16 protein-coding genes are annotated in these 19,070 nt (G+C 76.1%); 12 read left to right on the top strand and 4 right to left on the bottom strand.

Annotation, left to right across the window (positions count from 1 at the left end; translation table 11 throughout):
* Nucleotides 1-16: 16 nt before the first annotated feature.
* A complete protein-coding gene (locus ACFOSY_RS32585) occupies nt 17-952 on the bottom strand; it encodes a hypothetical protein (protein ID WP_394313970.1) in 936 nt (311 codons plus the stop codon).
* 712 nt (nt 953-1,664) lie between these two features.
* The gene (locus tag ACFOSY_RS32580; protein ID WP_394313968.1) at nt 1,665-2,105 is read right to left on the bottom strand and encodes a hypothetical protein; all 441 of its coding nucleotides are present in this window, start codon (nt 2,103-2,105) and stop codon (nt 1,665-1,667) included.
* Nucleotides 2,106-2,237: 132 nt separating this feature from the next.
* Here ACFOSY_RS32580 and ACFOSY_RS32575 point away from each other — a divergent pair, with 132 nt between their 5' ends.
* The 5 genes from ACFOSY_RS32575 (at nt 2,238) to ACFOSY_RS32555 (ending at nt 9,036) form a co-directional block, all read left to right on the top strand.
* Nucleotides 2,238-3,449, top strand: a complete 1,212-nt coding sequence (locus ACFOSY_RS32575; protein ID WP_394313966.1) for a PP2C family protein-serine/threonine phosphatase — start codon at nt 2,238-2,240, stop codon at nt 3,447-3,449.
* Nucleotides 3,450-3,513: 64 nt separating this feature from the next.
* Nucleotides 3,514-4,653 (top strand): hypothetical protein, encoded by a 1,140-nt coding sequence (locus ACFOSY_RS32570; protein ID WP_394313964.1) that lies wholly within the window; start codon nt 3,514-3,516, stop codon nt 4,651-4,653.
* Nucleotides 4,654-4,662: 9 nt separating this feature from the next.
* Entirely contained in the window at nt 4,663-5,025 is a 363-nt protein-coding gene (locus tag ACFOSY_RS32565) for a hypothetical protein (protein ID WP_394313962.1), read from the top strand.
* A gap of 4 nt (nt 5,026-5,029) precedes the next feature.
* Complete coding sequence (locus ACFOSY_RS32560) at nt 5,030-7,657, top strand: vWA domain-containing protein (protein WP_394313960.1); 2,628 nt, start codon at nt 5,030-5,032, stop codon at nt 7,655-7,657.
* Nucleotides 7,657-9,036, top strand: a complete 1,380-nt coding sequence (locus tag ACFOSY_RS32555; protein ID WP_394313957.1) for an extracellular solute-binding protein — start codon at nt 7,657-7,659, stop codon at nt 9,034-9,036. The genes ACFOSY_RS32560 and ACFOSY_RS32555 overlap by 1 nt, the downstream gene beginning before the upstream one ends.
* 23 nt (nt 9,037-9,059) lie before the next feature.
* Here the strand turns inward: ACFOSY_RS32555 and ACFOSY_RS32550 are convergent, their stop codons facing one another.
* Nucleotides 9,060-9,233 (bottom strand): hypothetical protein, encoded by a 174-nt coding sequence (locus ACFOSY_RS32550; RefSeq protein WP_394313955.1) that lies wholly within the window; start codon nt 9,231-9,233, stop codon nt 9,060-9,062.
* A 97-nt stretch (nt 9,234-9,330) separates the two neighbouring features.
* Here ACFOSY_RS32550 and ACFOSY_RS32545 point away from each other — a divergent pair, with 97 nt between their 5' ends.
* From ACFOSY_RS32545 to ACFOSY_RS32535, 3 genes are all read left to right on the top strand, one after another.
* A complete protein-coding gene (locus ACFOSY_RS32545; protein WP_394313952.1) occupies nt 9,331-10,674 on the top strand; it encodes a tetratricopeptide repeat protein in 1,344 nt (447 codons plus the stop codon).
* Nucleotides 10,675-11,619: 945 nt separating this feature from the next.
* Nucleotides 11,620-12,348: a GAF and ANTAR domain-containing protein gene (locus ACFOSY_RS32540; RefSeq protein WP_394313950.1), complete on the top strand. Its 729-nt coding sequence runs from the start codon at nt 11,620-11,622 to the stop codon at nt 12,346-12,348.
* Nucleotides 12,349-12,398: 50 nt separating this feature from the next.
* Nucleotides 12,399-12,674, top strand: coding sequence for a hypothetical protein (locus ACFOSY_RS32535; RefSeq protein WP_394313948.1), 276 nt, complete (start codon nt 12,399-12,401; stop codon nt 12,672-12,674).
* Nucleotides 12,675-12,695: 21 nt separating this feature from the next.
* Here the strand turns inward: ACFOSY_RS32535 and ACFOSY_RS32530 are convergent, their stop codons facing one another.
* Nucleotides 12,696-13,520, bottom strand: coding sequence for a hypothetical protein (locus ACFOSY_RS32530; protein WP_394313947.1), 825 nt, complete (start codon nt 13,518-13,520; stop codon nt 12,696-12,698).
* Between the two features lie 321 nt (nt 13,521-13,841).
* Here ACFOSY_RS32530 and thrS point away from each other — a divergent pair, with 321 nt between their 5' ends.
* From thrS to ACFOSY_RS32510, 4 genes are all read left to right on the top strand, one after another.
* Nucleotides 13,842-15,062, top strand: a complete 1,221-nt coding sequence (gene thrS / locus ACFOSY_RS32525; RefSeq protein WP_394313945.1) for a threonine--tRNA ligase — start codon at nt 13,842-13,844, stop codon at nt 15,060-15,062.
* 37 nt (nt 15,063-15,099) lie between these two features.
* On the top strand, nt 15,100-16,083 hold the full coding sequence (locus ACFOSY_RS32520; protein ID WP_394313943.1) for a nucleoside hydrolase: 984 nt from the start codon (nt 15,100-15,102) through the stop codon (nt 16,081-16,083).
* A gap of 147 nt (nt 16,084-16,230) precedes the next feature.
* Nucleotides 16,231-17,940, top strand: a complete 1,710-nt coding sequence (locus ACFOSY_RS32515; protein ID WP_394313940.1) for a glycoside hydrolase family 13 protein — start codon at nt 16,231-16,233, stop codon at nt 17,938-17,940.
* Between the two features lie 135 nt (nt 17,941-18,075).
* Nucleotides 18,076-18,861: a carboxypeptidase regulatory-like domain-containing protein gene (locus ACFOSY_RS32510; protein WP_394313937.1), complete on the top strand. Its 786-nt coding sequence runs from the start codon at nt 18,076-18,078 to the stop codon at nt 18,859-18,861.
* Nucleotides 18,862-19,070 lie beyond the last annotated feature (209 nt).

The raw sequence follows: 19,070 nt of genomic DNA, 5'->3' as shown, positions 1-19,070 counted from the left end.
GGCCCGCATCGCCGTTTCAGGTGCGGGTGCGCGTGCGGGTGCGGGTCCGGGCGGGGGTGGTGGTGGAGTAGGTGATCGGGGCGGGCCCGGGGCGCCTGCGGCGGAGGACGGGCCGGCCGGTCAGCCATACGGTGAGGGCCACCGTCGCGCCCACGGCGAGGAGCACCCAGGACGCCGTGTGCAGGGTGGCCGTGAGGGCGTCGTAGACCGCGGCGGCCGCCGGGCGGTGCACGGTGTCCGGGAGGTCGGCCAGGGTCAGCCGGCGGCCGAGGACCACCGCCAGGGCGAGCAGGGCGCCGCCCAGCGCGACGCCCAGTCCGGCCGCGGTGAGGGTGCGGCGGCGGGACGCGGCGACCGTGACGCCGGTGACGGCGAGGGCGACGGCGGTGAGGGGCAGCAGGAGGGCGGCGGCGTCCAGCAGCCGGTAGCCCCGGCGCAGTCCGGCCACCTCCTCGGCCGGGACCACGGGCAGGGCGGTGTGCTCGACGGGGATGTGGTGCGCGTAGGGCATGTGGTCGGCCTCGAGCCGCTGCTTCACCTGGGCGGTGACGGGCGCGAGGTCGACGGTGACGGGTCCGGTGGAAGGCGCGTCGGTGTCGCGGAGGGCGTGCAGCACCGCGTCGTGGACGGTGCGGTTGCCCGCCTCCCACGCCGTGCGGAAGGCGTCCGTACGGGTGAACGACTCGAGGGCGTCGCGGACGAACGGGCCGACGGCACTCCCGCCCTCGGTGCGTGCCTCCAGCTCGCGTACGACCTCGTCGCCGACGGCGTCCGCGACGGCCTCTTGTACGGCGGGGTCACCGGCGAGCGGGGCGACGGTACGGACGTACCGGCCGGTGTCGGCGAGGTCGTACGCGGCCCATCCGGCGAGTACGGCGAGTGGCACGAGCAGGCACGCGAGGGCTACACACGCCGCCGCGACACTGTCCCGAGTCCCGCTCCACGAACCCACCTCTCCAGGCAACCCGGCCGCCCCGACGGCCGCGACCGGTGCACCCCCGAACGGGGCGCGGCCCGCACCCGGCGTGCGACAGTCCCTGGCATCCCGGTGGCCGTACGGAGGTGCGGCGCGGGCCCGCTGGGGGGTGCCGCCTGCGCCCACCCTCCCCCACTCTCGGCTTCGCTCGAGCGGGAGGTACCCCCATCGCCCCTAGCGGCACGACTGCCCGCAGGCGGCGGGGGCAGCGCCCCTTCAGGGGCGCGGGGAACTGCGCGATCGGCCCCGCGCGGCCTGCACCCGGCGTGCGACAGTGCCCGGCATCCCGGTGGGCGCACGGAGGTGTGGCGCGGGCCCGCTGGAGGGTGCCGCCTGCGCCCACCCGTGCCGCCCCTAGCGGCACGACTGCCCGCAGGCGGCAGGCGCCTCAGGGGCGCGGGGAACTGCGCGGCCAGCCACCGTGCGGCCCGCACCCGGCGTGCGACAGTGCCCGGCATCCCGGTGGCCGTACGGAGGTGCGGCGCGGGCCCGCTCGAGGGTGCCGCCTGCGCCCACCCGTGCCGCCCCTAGCGGCACGACTGCCCGCAGGCGGCAGGCGCCCCCAGCCACCGTGCGGCCCGCACCCGGCGTACAAGAGTCCCCGGCGCCGCGTAGGCCGACACCGGGGGGCGGGTGGCCCCACCCGCCCCCGCCTGCACGCGCCCGTGCCGGAAAGAGAGCCCCCGCCTCACTCCAGGCGGTGACCCTCCGCGTCTTCCTTCGTGTAGTACCGGTAGAACATGATCAAAAACGTGCCCGCCATCACGCCCACCCCCAGCGCCACCGAGCGGTAGATGCTGCCGTTGGACTGGCTGAAGAGGAAGCCCGCCGCGCAGCCGGCGAAGGCGGCCCAGGACAGGGCGTGGACCTCGCGGCGGAGTTTGGGGGCCACGGTGAGCAGGGTGATGAGGACCGCGGCGAAGACGAGCGCGGTGAGGAAGCCGAAGAGCAGGTTCCAGCCGGTGACGGGGCCGCCGTAGCGGCGGTTCGCCGCGGCCCAGTAGCCGTAGACGAGCGCGGCGAGGACGGGCAGGACGACCCGGGCCACGCGATGGGTGCGGGCGTCGAAGACGTCGATGGTGCGGCCCTGTTCGATCATGCCCCGGGACCGGGGCGCCGCATGCGCCATGGGAGCACTCCTTCCTGCCGTCCCCCGCCCCTCCAGAGCACACCTGCCGCGCCCGGGCGGCAACTCGATCGCACGGGTGGCGCCCGCGCGGGAGGGGATGCGACCGTCACGGGTGCGTGTTTCGCTGGGGCCGTGAGTCCGGCCACCACAGGACACGCCCTGCCCGAGCCGCACGCGACGGCCGGCCTGGGCGACGTCGTGGAGCGGCAGAAACTGCTGCGCGTACGGGGCCGCAGCGTCGCCTGGGTGCCGCCGCTGGTGCTGCTGGCCGCGATCGCGGTGGCCGACTACAACACCACCGGCGAGTTCCGGATCATCTCCTGGATCGTGCTGGTGCCGGGCATCGCGGCCGCGCTGTGCGGGGTGTGGGGCACGGCGGTGTTCGCGGTGCTGTGCATGGCCTCCTACACCCTGGTCGACAACGCCTGGCCGCACCAGTTCCAGGCGGGCCTGCCCGACTTCATCCTGGTCGCCCTCGGCGGCGTCCTCGCCACGCTGGCGTGCGCGGTGCGGGTGCGCGGCGAGCGGCGGACGCTGCACATGCGGGACGTGACGGACACGGTGCGGCGCACCGTGCTGCGGCCGCTGCCGCCCGGCTGGGGCGGCCTGGAGCACGCGGGCGTCTATCTCACCGCCGACGCCCAGGCCCGGGTCGGCGGCGACTTCTACGACATCCAGCCAGGACCGCACGGCACCCGCGTCCTCGTCGGGGACGTGCAGGGCAAGGGGCTGGGCGCGGTGGAGACGGCGGCGGTGCTGCTCGGCACGTTCCGCGAGGCGGGCTACCACGAGGCGGACCTGGGGGTGGTCGCCGACCGGCTGGAGTCGCGGATGGTGCGGCACCGCGCGTACACGACCGCCCTCGGCCGCGCGGACGGCGACCGGTTCGCCACGGCCGTGCTGCTCGCCTTCCCCGCGGACGAGGACGACGTCGTCGACGCCGTCGTCCTCGGTCACGAACCCCCGCTGGCCGTCGGCCCGTCGGGGGTGCGGCGGCTGCCGGTGGCCGGGGGGCTGCCGCTCGGCTACCGCGAGCTGGCGCCCGGTCGTCCCCCGGTGCGCCGGGTGCGTGTGGACGCCGACGAGACGCTGCTGGTGGTGACGGACGGGGTGACGGAGGCCCGGGACCGGGAGGGCCGCTTCTTCAAGGTGGTGGAAGCGGTGCGGGAGGCCGTGGCCGCCGACCCGCGGCTGATGGCCCCCGGCCTGCTGGTGCCGGCCGTACGGGACCGGACGCTGCGGCACTGCCACGGGCGTCTGGCGGACGACACCACCGTGTTCGCGGTGCGGCGCGGCCGGGGCGCGGGGGTCGAACGCCGCGAAGGGGGACGTTCACCGCTGTGACGCCCCCGTTTGCGACCGCAGCGGTTACGGTGCTGCCGTAGGTGATCGACAGGGGGAGGGGACCATGCCCGGGACCGTGCTGCTGCTGGCGGCGTCGCCGCTGGGCCGGGGACGGCTGGTGGACGCGGCGTCCGTGCTCCCGGTGCTCGCGGCGGTGCCCCCGTCGGTGCTGTCCGGCGCGGACACCGCGAACGTCGTGGAGCTGGCCGACCCGCTGGAGCCGCAGGCGGTGCTGACCCGGCTGCGCGCGGCGGCCGCGGCGCCCGGCCCGCTGACCGTGTACGTGGCGGGGGAGCTGCGGCTGGACCGCAGGCAGCGGCTGCCGCACCTGGCGCTGGCCCGCACCACCCCGGCGACCGTGCGGTACACGGCGCTGCCCTGGCACTGGTTCCGGGACGAGCTGCGGCTGCGCCCGGCGGGCGCGACGACGCTGTTCCTCGATCTGCGTGCCGACGCGGACACCTGGCAGGCGCTGTGCGCGCCGCCCGCGCCGGGCCGGCCGTTCCCGCTGGACTGCGGGCGGGACGCCGCCGTTTACGGTCGCATCGCACCCCCGCCGGCCCGGCGCGGGGTGGCGGCGCCCGCGTACATGAAGGCGCTGGCGACGCTGCTGCGCAGCGGGCGGCGGCCGGCGGAGGAGGAGCTGCACCAGCGGGCGCTGGCCCGGATCGCGCCGGAGGGCGCGGGCACCGACCTGGTGCTGGAGCAGCGCGGGCCGCTGCCGGGCGACCCGCACGCGGCGGTCACGGCGGCCGTGCGCGCGGGGCGGCACGCGGAGGCGGACGCGCTGGCGGCGCGGCTGGAGCAGGCGGCGGGGTTTGCGCACGGCCCGGTGTCCGAGGAGGCGCTGCACTGGACCGAGGTCCGCGCCGACCTGGCGATGCTGGCGGGCGACGCGGCGCGCAGCTGCCGTGCGTGGATGGCGCTGGCGGGCGTCCGGCTGGCGGCCGGGCAGCCGGCCGACGCGCCCGCCGTGGAGTCGGCGGTGGACCGCGCCCACCACCAGTGGGGCCGGATCGACGACCCGGTGCGGGTGCGTGAACTGGGCCTGGAGCTGGTGGGGTTGCGGAGCCGGGTGCCGGGGCGCCGGGAGGGGGCCGTGGAGCATGTGCGGCGCCGGCTGCGGGAGGTGCAGGGGCGCGGCGGGATGCCGGCCGGGCACCTGCGCACAGACCCTCCCCAGGGCGCAACGGCGATGCCATGATGGTGAGTTATGGCTGAGGGGGACGGAGTGGCCGACCAGGACATCTGCATACGGCTCGAAGGGAACGCGACGGAGGGCGACGTCACCGCCCTGCGCAACTGGCTGGAGCGGGAGAAGCCGCTGGAGGACCTGCTGCGGTACGGGCGGGTGCGGATCCGCGAACGGCCCGCCACCGATCACGACGGCGCCCCGATGGGGACGAGTCAGGAGATCGTCATCGCCGTCACGTCGGCGGGCGCCACCGTGGTGTTCCAGGAGCTGCTGGAGCAGGTCAGACGGGGTGTGAGGGCCTGGCGGGACAATCGTCGCGAGGTCGAGAACGGCGAACCGCCCGAGGGCCGAGTCGAACCGGTGAACCGCCACGACGGGTAGGCCGGTGCAGCCTCAGGACGCGGGGGAGCCGATGGACCGGGCGCTGCTGATCGGCGTGTCCGACTACCTCCACACGAAGCCGCCGCACGGGGTGCCCGGCGAGCTGCCGGCCGTCGGGAACAACGTGGGCGTGCTGCGCGAGGCGCTGGTGCGCGGGCGGGTGTTCGCCGACGAGGACATCGTCCCGCTTCAGTCGCCGGATCTCGCCGAGGCGGGACGGGAGCTGCAACGGGTCGCCCGTGAGGCGCGGGGGCTGCTGCTGGTGTACTTCGCCGGGCACGGGGCGATCCCCAGCGGCGGCGACGAGCTGTACCTCCAGATGCGTGACGCCGAGGTGTTCGCCGGGGAGCACACGGTGTTCTCCGGCGCCGTGAAGTTCGGCGACCTGATGGGGACGGTGCTGGCCACGAGCCGGGCGGACCGGATCGTGGTGATCCTCGACTGCTGCTTCGCGGGCAACGCGGCCCGGGTGTGGGAGCACTTCGAGGACAAGCGGCGGGTCGTGCTGCTGATGAGCGTGCAGGCCAACCACCGTATCGACGCGGGCGATCCGCGGACGCCCACGCCGTTCACGGAGAATCTGGCGGAGCTGCTCGGCGAGGCGGACGGCACGACCGTCTCCCGGCTCGCGGCCCGGCTGCGGCGGCGCATGGCCGAGCAGCGCCGCCGCACCCTGCGCAACGAACCCTGGGAGCCGCAGCTGCGCGCCGACGCGGGCGTCGACGTGCGGCTGGGCGGGGGCGACGGTGCGGGCGGGGAGCCGGCCGACGGGTCGCGGGCGCCGGTCGCCGGTCCTGACCTCCCGCCGGTGCCGCCGGTGCCGGTGCCGCCCGTCCGGCCGTGGGGCGTGCCGGCGCGCAGGCTGCGCGGCTGGGGGCGCGGCCTGCGCCGCCGGCTGCGGACGTGGTGGCGCGCGGGCGATCCCGCGGGGTCGTCGCGCCGCCTGCTGTTCCGGCTCGCGCTGCCGGTGCTGCTCGCCCTCGGCATGCTGGGCGTGGGCCTGTACGGGCCGCTGGGCCTGACCGGCGGGGACGACACCCGCTGCGCCCCGCCGCTCGAACTGCGCGTGCTGACCGACCCGGACCTGGAGGAGACCGTCCGCACGGCCGCCGGCGCCTATCTCACCTCCGACGCGAACACCACCGAGGCGGGCTGCCGGCACACCGGCATCACCGTCTACAGCGCCGGTTCCTCCGACGTGGTCGACGCGCTGCGGCGGCACACGGACACCTGGAAGGAGCCCGGCGTCGACGAGGCCAACCCGCAGCGCGACATCGGCCCGCAGCCCGACGTGTGGATCCCCGGCTCCCGCGCCGAGGTCGACCGGGTGCTGGAGCGGCAGGACACGGACGCGGTCGCGGAGCTGGAGCCGGAGGAGGCGCCCCTCGCCTACTCCCCCGTCGTGCTGGCCGTGCCCGAGCGCCTCGCCCCCCGGCCGCCGGACGACCTCACCGGGCTGACCCTGACCACGATGATCGACGCGCTGGCCGCGCGCGCCGAGGACGCGGCCGTGCGCCGCCCCGACCCCGAGTTCACCGACTCCGGGCTGCTCGCCACCGTCGGCCTGTACGGCGACACGGGCGCCGTCGCCCGCGGGGAGCGCATGGTCCGGCAGCCGGGGCCGCCCTCCCCCACCGCCGGCGACCTGCTGTGCAGCCTGCCCGCCGACGACGTTGTGGACGACCGCACCGCCGCCCTCGTACCGGAGTTCCTGCTCATCAGCGGCGTCGAGTGCGAGGACACCGTCCGCGCCCCGCGCGTCGCCCAGTACCCCGCCGACGTGCCCGGCACGGACCCGGTGTTCGTGCGGGTGCGCTGGGACGGCGGCGACGCCGACGCCACGGCCCGGGACGCGGCGGTGGCGTCCTTCCGTGACTGGCTGGCCGGGGACGGGGGCCGCGAGGTGTTCGGCCGGTACGGCTTCCGCGACCCCCGCACCCAGGAGCTGATCGATTCCGGCCCCAAGCCCGACGGGGTGAAGTACGCGCCCAGCCCGCTCGACGCGTCGGCCGGGCGGAACGAGATGGAGCAGGCCCTGAGCGCCTACCAGGCGTACGGCGGGCCCGGCCGGGTGCTGTTCCTGCTGGACAGCTCCGGTTCCATGGCCGGCCTGTGGCAGGGGCCGAGCGGCGGCCCCGGCCTGCTGCGGCAGACGCTGGGCGGGCTGGGCAGCGCGGACGAGTACGGCGTCTGGGCGGTCGCCGACACCGGCGACGGCCCGTACGAGACGCTGCTGGGGTTCGGCGCGCACCGGCGGGAGGACGCCGAGGAGGCGCTCGACGAGCGGGCGCGGGTGCGTGACGTCTCCGCCGACCCGCACGCGGCGCTGCTCGCGGCGTTCGACGAGATGGAGCGCCGGAAGGACGACGGGAGGCCCCAGCTGATCGTGCACATCACCGACGGCCGGCACGGCGAGCATCTGAGCGGCGGACGGCTGACGGACGTGCTGGACCGGGCCGAGGCGAGCGGGGTGCCGGTGACCGTCGCCGTCCTGGGCGCCGGAGGCTGCGACGAGGGCCGGCCGGACCGCCGGATCGCCGACGTGAGCGGCGGGCGCTGTCTGGACGCGGGGGACGACGTGGGCGCCGCCCTGCACGACGAGATCGCCCGCATCGGAACGGGGGACGACTGATGTCGCGACGGCTCACCGCGCTGCTCGCGCTGCTGCTGCTCGCCGCCTGCACGGGCGGCGGCGGGGACGGGACGGCCACGCCGGCCGAGGAGGAGAAGCCCGGCACGATCGTCGTGGCCAGCGGCCGGGACGTCACCGGCAGCAACGGCGTACGGCAGCGGCTCATCGACGCCTGGAACCGGCAGCAGAGGGAGAAGTCGCAGGACGCGGACGACCCGGACTACTACCAGGCGCGGCTGGTGGAGCTGCCGGGCAGCGCCGACGAGCAGCGCAGCCAGCTGCTGGGCGCCCTCCAGTCCGGCAGCGCCCGGTACGACGTGGTGAACCTGGACGTGACGTGGGTGCCGGAGTTCGCGGAGGCCGGGCTGGTGCGGGCGCTGCCGGACGACCTCGTGGACGCGGACGTCATCGATCCGGTCGCCCGGACCGCCCGGTGGGACGGGAAGGTCTACGCGGTGCCGTTCAACAGCGACGTGGGCCTGCTGTACTACCGGCGCGATCTCCTGCGGAAGGCCGGGATGGAACCGCCCTACGTACCGCAGGACTTCACCTGGGGCCGGCTGCGCGGGTACATCACCACCCTGGACGACAACCTCGACGACCGTGACTTCGTCAACGGCTGGACCACCCAGCTCGACGCGTACGAGGGCCGCACCGTCAACGCGATGGAGGCGTTCGCCACGGCGGTGCCCGGCCTCACGCTGGTGGACGAGGACGGCCGCTACACGGGCGACGTGGAGGAGCTGCGGCGGGGCGTGGCGGAACTCGACCGCCGTGTCGACCCGGCGTACATCTCCCCGGACGCGAAGAAGGGGGACGAGACGGGGTCGACGAGCGAGTTCACCAAGGGGGGTACGGCCTTCCTGCGCGCCTGGCCCTCCGCCTACCCCACGCTGTACCGGGTGTTCGGGGACCGGCTCGGGGTGGCGCCGCTGCCCGGGAAGGCGGTGCTCGGCGGGCAGAACCTGGCGGTGACGACGACGTCGGAGCGGGCGCGGAAGGCGACCGAGCTGATCCGGTTCCTCACCGGGCGGCAGAGCGAACGCTGCCTGCTGGAGGCCGGGTTCGCGGCGACCCGTGACTCGGCCTACGACCGTCCGGCGCGGTGCCCCGCGGAGATCTCCGCCGCGCCCGTGCCGTCCCCGACGGGGGAGGCCGACGAGGTGCCGCGCCGGGAAGGGGGCCGTCCCGGGTTCTCCGACGCGATGCTGAAGCAGGCGCTGGAGCGGGCCGTGCACCGGCCGAGGACGCCGCTGTACGGCGCGTTCACCCAGACCGTCATCACCCAGCTCGAACCGCTCGTCGAAGGCGGCTCGGCCGACCCGGACGAGGTGGCGCGACGGCTGGACGAGGCGCTGCGCGGGGCCTTGCGCGGATGAGGGCTCTCGACGGCGACGGGCGCCTACCGCTCGGCCGCCTCCACCTCGACCGGTGCGGTGGTGGTCCCGCGGTCGGCGTCCGGGTCCGCGGCCTTGGCCGGGCCCGCGTTCGCCGCCAGGACCAGCGCCGCGACCGCGGCGAGAGCCGCGATGAAGCCTCGGGCGTAACGCTCGGTGGGGCGGGTGCGTTGCAGCACGGCGACCTCGCAACAGCGACGGGTTAAGCGGGTTTAATTCGCGGTTTAACCTAGGGGCTGTCCGACGCGAACGGCAAGGGGCACTGGGGGAGTTGGCATGGGGGAGCGGGACGAGCCGGGCACCATCGGGCGGCGGGTGCAGCGGCTGCGCGTGGCACGCGGGCTGACACAGAAACAGCTGGCGGAGCCGGTGTACACCCCCGCCTACGTCTCCACCCTGGAGGCCGGCCGGGTGCGCCCCTCCGACGAGGCGCTGCGGCATCTCGCGGAGCGGCTCGGAGTCGAGTTCGACGAACTGGCGACCGGGCGTTCCGCGCGCCGGGTGACCGAACTGCGGCTGGGGCTGACCGAGGCACAGCGCGCCCTCGCCGTGGGGGAGGCGGAGTCGGCGGTGGAGCAGTACACGGCGCTGCTGGCGGAGGCGGAGGCGCAGGAACTGCCGGAGGAGCAGGCCGCCGCGCTGCTCGGCCTCGGGGAGTGCGCCCTGGACACGGGCGAACTCGTCGACGGACGGCGCTACTTCGAGGAGGCGGAGGCGCGGCTCGCGGACGCGCCGCTGCCCGCGCGGGTGCCGGCGCTGCGCGGCCGGGCCGTCGCGCACTACCTCGCGGGGGAACTGCGGTACGCGGTGTACCTGCTGGAGAGCACGATCGACGAGCTGAACCGGGGCGGCCTGCACGACCCGGACGCGCTGCTCCTGCTGTACGCCAGCGTCATCGGGCCGTACATGGACATGGGCGCGCACGCGCGGGCCGCGCAGGCCGCGGAGTTCGCGCTGGCGCTGGCCCCGCAGTCCGGCGACCCGGCGCTGGTGGCCCGGATGCACCGGTCGGTGGCCCGCACCCTGCTCGCCGAGGGCCGCCTCGCGGAGGCGGACGCCTCCCTGGCCAAGGCGGCCGAGCTGTACCGGGGACTGCAACTGCGCACCGAGCTGGCCAACTGCCACTGGATGCGCGGGTACGTGTACGCGCAGAACGGCGAACTGGAGCGGGCCGAGGCGGAGATGCGGGAGGCGCTGCACATGTTGTCCGCGACCCGCGCGACGCTGTACAGCAGCCAGCTGACCGTCGAACTGGCCGACGTCCTGCACCGGCGCGGGCGGTCCGAGGAGGCCGCGGAGCTGCTTCGGGACGTGCTGGGCGGACTCTCGCCCGAGCGGGGCGCGGTGCACGCGGCGGCCGCGCACCGGCTGCTCGGCATCATCGCCGAGGACGCCCGGGACACGGAGCAGGCGGAGGAGCACTACGTGCGCGCGCTCAGCCTCCTGGAACGCGCGGGCGCGGCCGGCGACCTCGCCGACCTCTGCCGCCTCCTCGGCGACCTCCTCCGCCGCACGGGCCGCGTGGAAGCGGCCCTGGACGCCTACCGCACAGGCCTGGGCCACCGCACGGCCCCGGGCACGACGACCCTGGGTCCTGCGCCGGCGCAGCCTCCGGTGTAACGGCGGGCGGGCAAGGCGCCCCTGCCCCTCGGGCGCGCCCCGCAGTCGGGCCCGGTCGGCCGGACCTGTCCGTGGGACGGGAAGAGCCCTCCGGTTACCGGCCACCGTGACAGCGCAAGGACGGGACCGGTCCCGGCGATGCCGGCCGGCAGTCGGCCGGGTGCCGCCGGGTTGGCTGGGCCGCCCCCGTCAGCGGACCGGACGGAGCCGTTCCGGCTCATCGACGGGCCCCGTGACCCGAGCAGCCGAGTGGCGCCTGCGGCGCTTTCGGCGGCCGGCGGGGTGTCGCCCGGCCGGGGTGCTGCTCGGGGAGACAGGGCCTGCGCCCGGGAGGGGCGCGCGGCCTCGGTGGCGCAGGACGGTCGTCGGGGAGCCTGGCGTGTGGGGCGCGGAGGCTCGCTCCGGAGTCCGCCACCCGTGGCACTGGCCTGCGGTGGAGGCGCTGCCCCGCGCACTGGCCTGCGGCGGAGGCGCTGCCCCGCGCACTGGCCTGCGGCGGAGGCGCTGCCCCGCGCACTGGCCTGCGGTGGAGGCGCTGCCCCGCGCACTGGCCTGCGGTGGAGGCGCTGCCCCGCGCACTGGCCTGCGGCGGAGGCGCTGCCCCGCGCACTGGCCTGCGGTGGAGGCGCTGCCCCGCACCCCGCTCGCGTACGGGCCGGCATGCGGCCGGCTTCCTGCGGCGATGCCGCCCGGACGTACCCCGCCTGTGCGGGCCGATGCGCACGGCGAGGTGCGCCCGCGCGCCGGTCCGTCCGGGCAGGACGCCCACGTCAGCGCGTTCCGCGAAGAGGGCCCCGTCCGGGCGGCCACCGCCGCGCCACCCCTCCGGGCGGCACGCCCGCGTCCGCATGCCCAGCGAAGCGGGCCCCGGCCCGGCGGTGGCCGTCGGTTTCGGGGGTCCCCGCTCGGGTAGTCGGATCGCGTTTCGGCTGGTGAGGGGATGTGGTGGGCGTGCCCGGGGACGACCCGGGGGGCGGTGAGTACGAGCGGGCGGTCGGGGTCATCGCGGCGGGGCTGCGGGGCGCCGGGCCCGCGGAGGCGCCCGGGCGGTTGTGCGCGGTGGCCGTGGAGCTGCTGCCCGTGGACGGCGCCTCCGTGTCGCTGCGCGGTGACAGCATGCCCCTCCAGCTCGCCGCGTCCGGGGCCGGCGCGGCGCGGCTGGCGCAGCTCCAGGCCACCCTCGGTGACGGCCCCTGCCACCACGTGCTGCGCACCGGCGCGCCCGTCCTCGCCCGCGACCTGGCGGACGGCGCGTGCGCCGACCGCTGGCCCGTGTTCGCGCAGCAGGCGCTGGGCTCCGGCGTGCGCGCCGTGTACGCGCTCCCCCTCGGCTCCGCCGCCGTCTGCGTCGGCACCCTCGACCTCTACAGCGCCTCCCCCGGCGGGCTCGACGCGCATCAGCTGCACGTGGCCCTGCTGGTCGCCGGCGTGATGACCGTCGCGCTCACCGACCTGCCGTACGACGCGCGGGACGCCGGCGAGGGCTGGCTCAGCGGGCTGGCCGCCGACCACGACCGGGTGCACCAGGCGGTCGGCATGATCATGGCCCAGCTCGGCGTGGGCGCCGACGAGGCCTTGGCCCGGCTGCGCGGCGACGCCTTCGCGCACGACCGCACCGTGCTGGAGGCCGCCCTCGACGTCGTCGCCCGCCGACGCCGGTTCGACACGCCGTGACCGATGACGCCCGGTGACCAACTCCCCTCCACCGCCTACGCTTTGCGGTCATGGACATAGCCATCCTCTTCCTCACCTGCGTCGTCGTTCTCGGCGTGGCCTCGATCCAGACCGCCCTGTCCCGCTCCGAGCGCCGGGTCGCCCGCGTGGAGCGCAAGCTCGACCAGGTGATGCGCCACCTCGGGCTGGAGGAGGAGGTGCCGCGGCGGGACGAGATCCTCGCCCTGGTGCGGGACGGCAAGCAGGTGCAGGCGATCAAGCTGTACCGCGAGGCCACCGGCGCGGGCCTGGTCGAGGCCAAGCAGGCCGTCGACGCCATGAGCTGACCCCCGTCGGACGCGGGGCGTTCAGACCCGCAGCCGTCCCTCCCGCGCGACCTCCTCGAGCCGGTCCGCGCCGAGCTGGGCCATCGCCTGGGTGACCTCGGCCCGCACCTCGCCGAACCCGCCGTTGGTCAGCACGATCGCGTCCTCGCCGACGAGGATCGCCGCGAGGTCCACGGTGAGCCGGGCCGGCTCGGCGTCCGGCGCCCCGCCGGTCAGCGTCACCCGCACCGCGGCGCGGGCGTCCCCGGCGGTGTCCGGCAGCGGCAGCTCCGTCACCTCGACGTCCTGCGTGCCGGACCGCGCGGTCGCCGCCCGGAACCTCCCGCACTCCTCCGGCAGCGTGCCCAGCCAGGTCAGCGCCCGCTCCACGTCCTGAGGCCGGTGCGCGCCGATCTGCTCGCGCAGCTGGGTGCCCTCGGCGGTGTCGTCCAGGGTGACCGAGACGCGCGGCCCGGCGGGGACGCCGAACGGCTCCTCCGTGTAGAGGACCTCCAGCAACCGCCGGCAGTCCCCGTCGTCCGCGGTCGCCTTCAGCGTGCCGTCCCGCCACAGCGCGGGCCCCTGGGCGGCGGCCCACGGCGGGCCCAGGTCCCCCTCGGTGATCAGCGCGGCCCTCAGCTGTTCGTCGTTCAGCACGGGCGTGGACCGTCCGGTCACCGCGGAGGGCGACGCCGTCGCCGTCACCGACGGGGACGCCGACGTCGCGGCGGGTGGCTCGGACACCCCCTGGGGCAGCGCGCGCGGCACGTCCCGGTCGTAGGCCACGCACGCCGCCGTGATGAGCAGGACGGTGACCGACAGGCCGGAGGCGAGGAGGGTGCGGGCGCGGGGCGCGGCACGGGTCATCGGGATGCCTCCTGGGCCGAGTGCACGGGCGGTGGTGGCGGACGTGCTCCTACGGCACCACCGGGACAGGCCCCCCACCAGCGCGGCGAGCCGTCCGGGTGAGCACCGCGCACGCCTCCCGCCGGCGCCGCGGAAAACCGCGTGCGCCCGCCGCCCGCCCGTTGCTACCGTCCGCCGCATGCAGCGCGCCCACGTGTCCCGCACGACGACGCCGGAGACAGTCCCGGCGCGCTGACAGCTGACCACTGACGAAGCCCCGGGGCGAGTGCCCCGGGGCTTCGCCGCGCGTGGTGCTCGCCTCCCGACCCCGAGGAGGGCGCCGTGCACGACCACCGACGCCTCGGCCGTGAACTCGGCCTGTTCGACACCGACCCGCTGATGGGCGCGGGCCTGCCCTACTGGCTCCCCGACGGCGCCGTCGTACGGCACACCCTGGAGGAGTACGTCCGTGAGGCGGAACGCGCGGCCGGATACCGGCACGTGTACTCGCCCGTGCTCGGCAAACGCGAGCTGTACGAGCTCTCCGGGCACTGGGACCACTACCGCGACGACATGTACCCGCCGATGGAGCTGGGCGGGGAGCAGATGCTGCTGCGCCCCAGCCTGTGCCCGCACCACGCCCTGATCTTCCGCTCCCGCGCCCGCAGCCACCGCGAACTGCCGCTGCGGATGGCCGAACTGGGCGGCATGTACCGCGCGGAGCGGTCCGGTGTGCTCGGCGGACTGACCCGGGTGCGGGCCATCCAGCTCAACGACGCGCACATCTTCTGCACCCCGGACCAGGCCGTCGAGGAGGCGGCAGGAGCCCTCGCGCTGATCTCCCGCGCCTACGCCGACCTCGGCATCCGCGCGTCCCGCCACCGGCTGTCGCTGCCGGGCGGCGGCGGGAAGTACGTCGCCGGCCCGGCCCTGTGGCGGCGGGCCACCGCCCTGCTGCGCGAGGTGCTGGACGCGTCCGGCGTGGCCTACGAGGCCGTCGAGGGCGAGGCGGCCTTCTACGGCCCGAAGATCGACGTGCAGATCACCGACCCGGCGGGCCGCGAGTCCACCCTGTCCACCGTGCAGATCGACTTCCACCAGCCGGAGCGCTTCGGGCTCCACCACATCGGCCCGGACGGCGCCCGGCACCGGCCGGTCATGGTGCACCGCAGCGTCATCGGCAGCGTGGAGCGGGCCGTCGCCCATCTGCTGGAGGAGCACGGCGGCGCCTTCCCCCCGTGGCTCGCCCCGGTGCAGCTGGTGGTCCTGCCCGTGGGCGCGGACCAGGAGGAACGCGCCCACGCCGTCGTACGGGAAGCGGTCGCACTCGGGCTGCGGGCCGAGGTGAGCGGCCCGGCCGAGGGCAGTCTCGGCGCCCGGATCCGCCGGGCCCGGCTGGTGCCGTACCAGGCGGTGCTCGGCGCGCGGGAGGCCGACGACGGCCTGCTCGCGGTGCGGCTGCGGGACGGGCGGCGGCCCGGCGTGCTGCCGGTGGCGGAATTCCTGCGACGCGTCGGGCAGCGGGTGCGCGCACGCGGGACCGCGCTCTGGGACCCCGCGTAAGGTCGACGGGCAGACCCGCGTCGAGAAGGAGTCCGTCGTGAGCAACGGCCGGCCGGTCCCGGTGATCGTCGACTGCGACACCGGCGTCGACGACGCCCTGGCCCTGCTGTTCGCCGTACGCCACCCCGCGCTCGACCTGCGGGCCGTCACCTGCGTCGCCGGGAACACGGACGTGGACGGCGTCGTACGCAACACCCTGACCGTGCTGGAGCGGGCGGGCGCGGGCGACGTGCCGGTGGCGCGGGGCGCCGCCCGCCCGCTGATCGAGGCGCCCCGCTCCGCACGCCACGTCCACGGCCACGACGGCATGGGCGACCTCGGCCTGCCCGCCCCGCGCCGCACCCCGGTGGACGTGGACGCAGTGACGCTGCTGCGCCGCGAGATCCTCGCCTCGCCCCGCCCGGTCACCCTGGTGCCCACCGCGCCGCTCACCAACATCGCCCTGCTGCTGCGGACCCACCCCGAGGTCACCCGCAACATCGAGCGGATCGTGTTCATGGGCGGCGCGGCGGGCGCCGGGAACGCCACCCCGGTGGCCGAGTTCAACGTCTGGCACGACCCGGAGGCCGCCGCGATCACGCTCACCGCGGGCGTGCCGATCACCATGTACGGGCTGGACGTGTTCAACCGGGTCGTCGTCCCCGGCGACGACGTGCGGCGGCTGCGCGCGAGCGCGGAACCGGGCGCCCGGCTGGCCGGCGACCTGCTCGCCCACCGCCCCGCCCACCCGGGCAGCCGCCCCGACGACCCCGCCGAGGACTCCGGCGGCCTCGGCGACGCGGGCGCGCTGTGCGCGGTCGCCGACCCGGACGGGCTGACCACCCACCGCCTCCCGGTCGAGGTGTCCCTGGCGCCCGGCCCGGCGCGCGGCCAGACGATCGTCGACCGCCGTCCCCGCATCGGGGAGTCGGAGCTGCACGAGGGCACCCGCGAGCAGCCCCTGGTGGACGTCGGCCTGGACGTGGACGTGGAGCGCTACGTGAAGCTCTACCTCACGACGGTCGAACGCTTCACGCCCTGATCGGACGCCGGTTCGAGACGGGTGCGCCGGGCGGACGTGCGGTCCGCCACACCCGGGGGGAATGGCACCCCGTTACCGGTGCGTTCGCTTTTACGGTGTTCTGGTCAGTTTCTCCGCCGGTACCCGCACACCCAGAGGAGACCCCGCGTGACCGACCGCCCCACCGCGCCCGACCCCCGGCCGCCGCACCCCGCCCCCGACGCCACGCCCGACCTCTCCTCCCGCGACCCCGACTGGTGGCGGCAGGCCGTCGTCTACCAGATCTACCCCCGCAGCTTCGCCGACGCCGACGGCGACGGCCTGGGCGACCTGCGCGGCATCACGCGCCGCCTGACGCATCTGTCCGCCCTGGGCGTCGACGCCCTGTGGCTCAGCCCGTTCTACCCGTCCGAGCTGGCCGACGGCGGCTACGACGTCGCCGACCCGCGCGACGTCGACCCGCGCCTGGGCACCCTCGACGACTTCGACGCGCTGGTCCGCGAGGCGCACCGGCTCGGCCTCAAGGTGATCGTCGACATCGTCCCCAACCACACCTCCCACCAGCATGTCTGGTTCCAGGAGGCGCTGCGCGCCGGACCCGGCTCCCCGGCCCGCGACCGCTACGTCTTCCGCGACGGCCGCGGCGACAGCGGCGAGCTGCCGCCCACCGACTGGCAGTCCGTGTTCGGCGGCAGCGCGTGGCAGCGGGTGCCGGACGGGCAGTGGTACCTGCACCTGTTCGCCGCCGAGCAGCCCGACCTGAACTGGGACCACCCGGACGTCCGCGAGGACTTCCGCACCACCCTGCGCTTCTGGTCCGACCGGGGCGTGGACGGCTTCCGCGTCGACGTGGCGCACGCCCTCACCAAGGACCTCGAGGAGCCGCTGCGCGACCTCGGCGACCACGCGGCCGGCGGCGAGGCGGCCCTCGCCGACTTCGCGCCCGGCACGCATCCCTTCTACGACCGCGACGAGGTGCACGAGATCTACCGCGACTGGCGGAAGATCTTCGACACGTACACCCCGCCGCGCACGGCCGTCGCCGAGGCCTGGGTGCCCGGCGCGCGGCGCGCCCTGTACGCCCGCCCGGACGAGCTGGGCCAGGCCTTCAACTTCGAGTACCTCGAAGCGGCGTGGGACGCGGACGAGCTGCGCCAGGTCATCACCGACTCGCTCGCGACCGCGCAGGCGGCCGGCGCGTCGGCGACCTGGGTGCTGTCCAACCACGACGTGGTCCGGCACGCCTCCCGGCTCATGCTGCCGCCCGGCACGGACACCAACGCCTGGCTGCTGTCCGGCGGCAACGCCCCCGCCGTCGACGCGGAGGCGGGACTGCGGCGGGCCCGCGCCGCCACCCTGCTGATGCTGGCGCTGCCCGGCTCGGCGTACGTCTACCAGGGTGAGGAACTCGGCCTCCCCGAGGTCGCCGACCTGCCCACGGAGGTCCTCCAGGACCCCATCTGGGAGCAGACGGGCCGCGTCCGCAAGGGCCGCGACGGCTGCCGCGTCCCCCTGCCGTGGAGCACGACCGGCCCGTCGTACGGCTTCGGCGCGAGCGGCGCGTGGCTGCCGCAGCCGCCGTCCTTCGCCGCGTACGCGGTGGAGGCGCAGGACGGGGTCGAGGGCTCCACCCTGGAGCTGTACCGCACGGCCCTGCGGCTGCGCCGCAAGCTGATCGACGGCGAGACGCTGAGGTGGGCGGAGGACACCCCCGAGGGGGTCCTCCAGTTCGACCGCGGCGACGGCTGGCGCTGCGTGACGAACCTGTCCGCCGAGCCGGTGCCTCTTCCGGCGGGCGCGGGCGAGGCGGTCCTCACCAGCGCGCCGCTGGAGGACGGGCATCTGCCCCCGGACACGACGGTCTGGCTGACGCGCTGAGCGTCTCCGACGCGGGCGGGGGGTGAGGGGCCACCCGTACGGCGGGCATGGGCGGGCGTCCGGTGAGGACGTCCCGCAGAGTCGGTCGCAGGTGTGTCCGATGTCCGTGCCGGCCGTACAGGGAGCCCGTCCACGATGAACAGGTCCAGCAAGACAGCGGCCGCCGTGCTGACGGCGGCCGGGATCCTCGCGGCCGGGTGGGTGCCCGCCGGCCCCGCGTCCGCCGTCGACGGGGCGGCCCCGCCGCCGGGCGAGCGGGTGCTCTGGGGCTCCGTGACGATCCCGCCCGGCCGGGACGGCATCGTCGAGGCGTCAGGGCTGTCGTCCCCGGACGCCCTCGGGTTCGGCTCCAGCCTGACGCTGACCGCTCCGGCCGGCGCCGAGGTCACCGGCGTGCCGCTCACCGCCGCCGGCTACCGGGGCGAGGTCGCCGCCGACGGCCGTACCGCCGTCTACACGGCGGTGTCGGCGGAACGCCCGTGGCAGACCGGAAGCTTCCCCTTCGTGCTGGCGGTGCCCGCCGACGCGGAGCCGGGGACGCGGCTCGCCGGCTGCGTGCTGCGGCTCGCGGACGCGGAGGGCGTCGCGCGGGCGAGCGGGGGATGTCAGGTGACGGTGGGGCTGCCGTCGCCGGTGCTGTCCCGGCCCGAGCCGGGGGTGCCGCTGGGGTACCGGCCGGCCGCGGCGGGCAGGGCGTACCCGGGGGCGCAGGTGACGGTGTCCGACCAGGACGGGAACGAGGTGTGCACGGACACGGCGGGGTCGGACGGGTCCTGGAGCTGCGCCCCGGGCCGGGATCTTCCCGCCGGGGCGAACCGGCTCCAGGCCACGGCGAGTTTGAACGGCGTGTCCGCGTCGAGCGAGCAGATCCACATCACCGTGGGTTACCCCACTTCGGCCCCTGCGGTGCCGCCTCGCTGAGATTCCGCCCGTGTCACGGCCGCCGTCTCGGGGGCTCCGCCCCCGGACCCCCGTCGCGCAGTTCCCCGCGCCCCTAAAGGGTGATCAGCCCTCCGCGCCCCGACAGGTGCAGCGCCCCGAAAGGGGCGCGGGGAACTGCGCGAACGGCAGGACAGGGCGCGGCGCCCTGAATGCCCCCGTGTTCGGGGCGCCGTTGCGGGGGGGGGGGG

The organism is Streptomyces lusitanus (assembly GCF_042647945.1).
GTDB lineage: Bacteria > Actinomycetota > Actinomycetes > Streptomycetales > Streptomycetaceae > Streptomyces > Streptomyces pseudogriseolus.
This window is presented reverse-complemented; position numbering and strand designations above follow the sequence as displayed.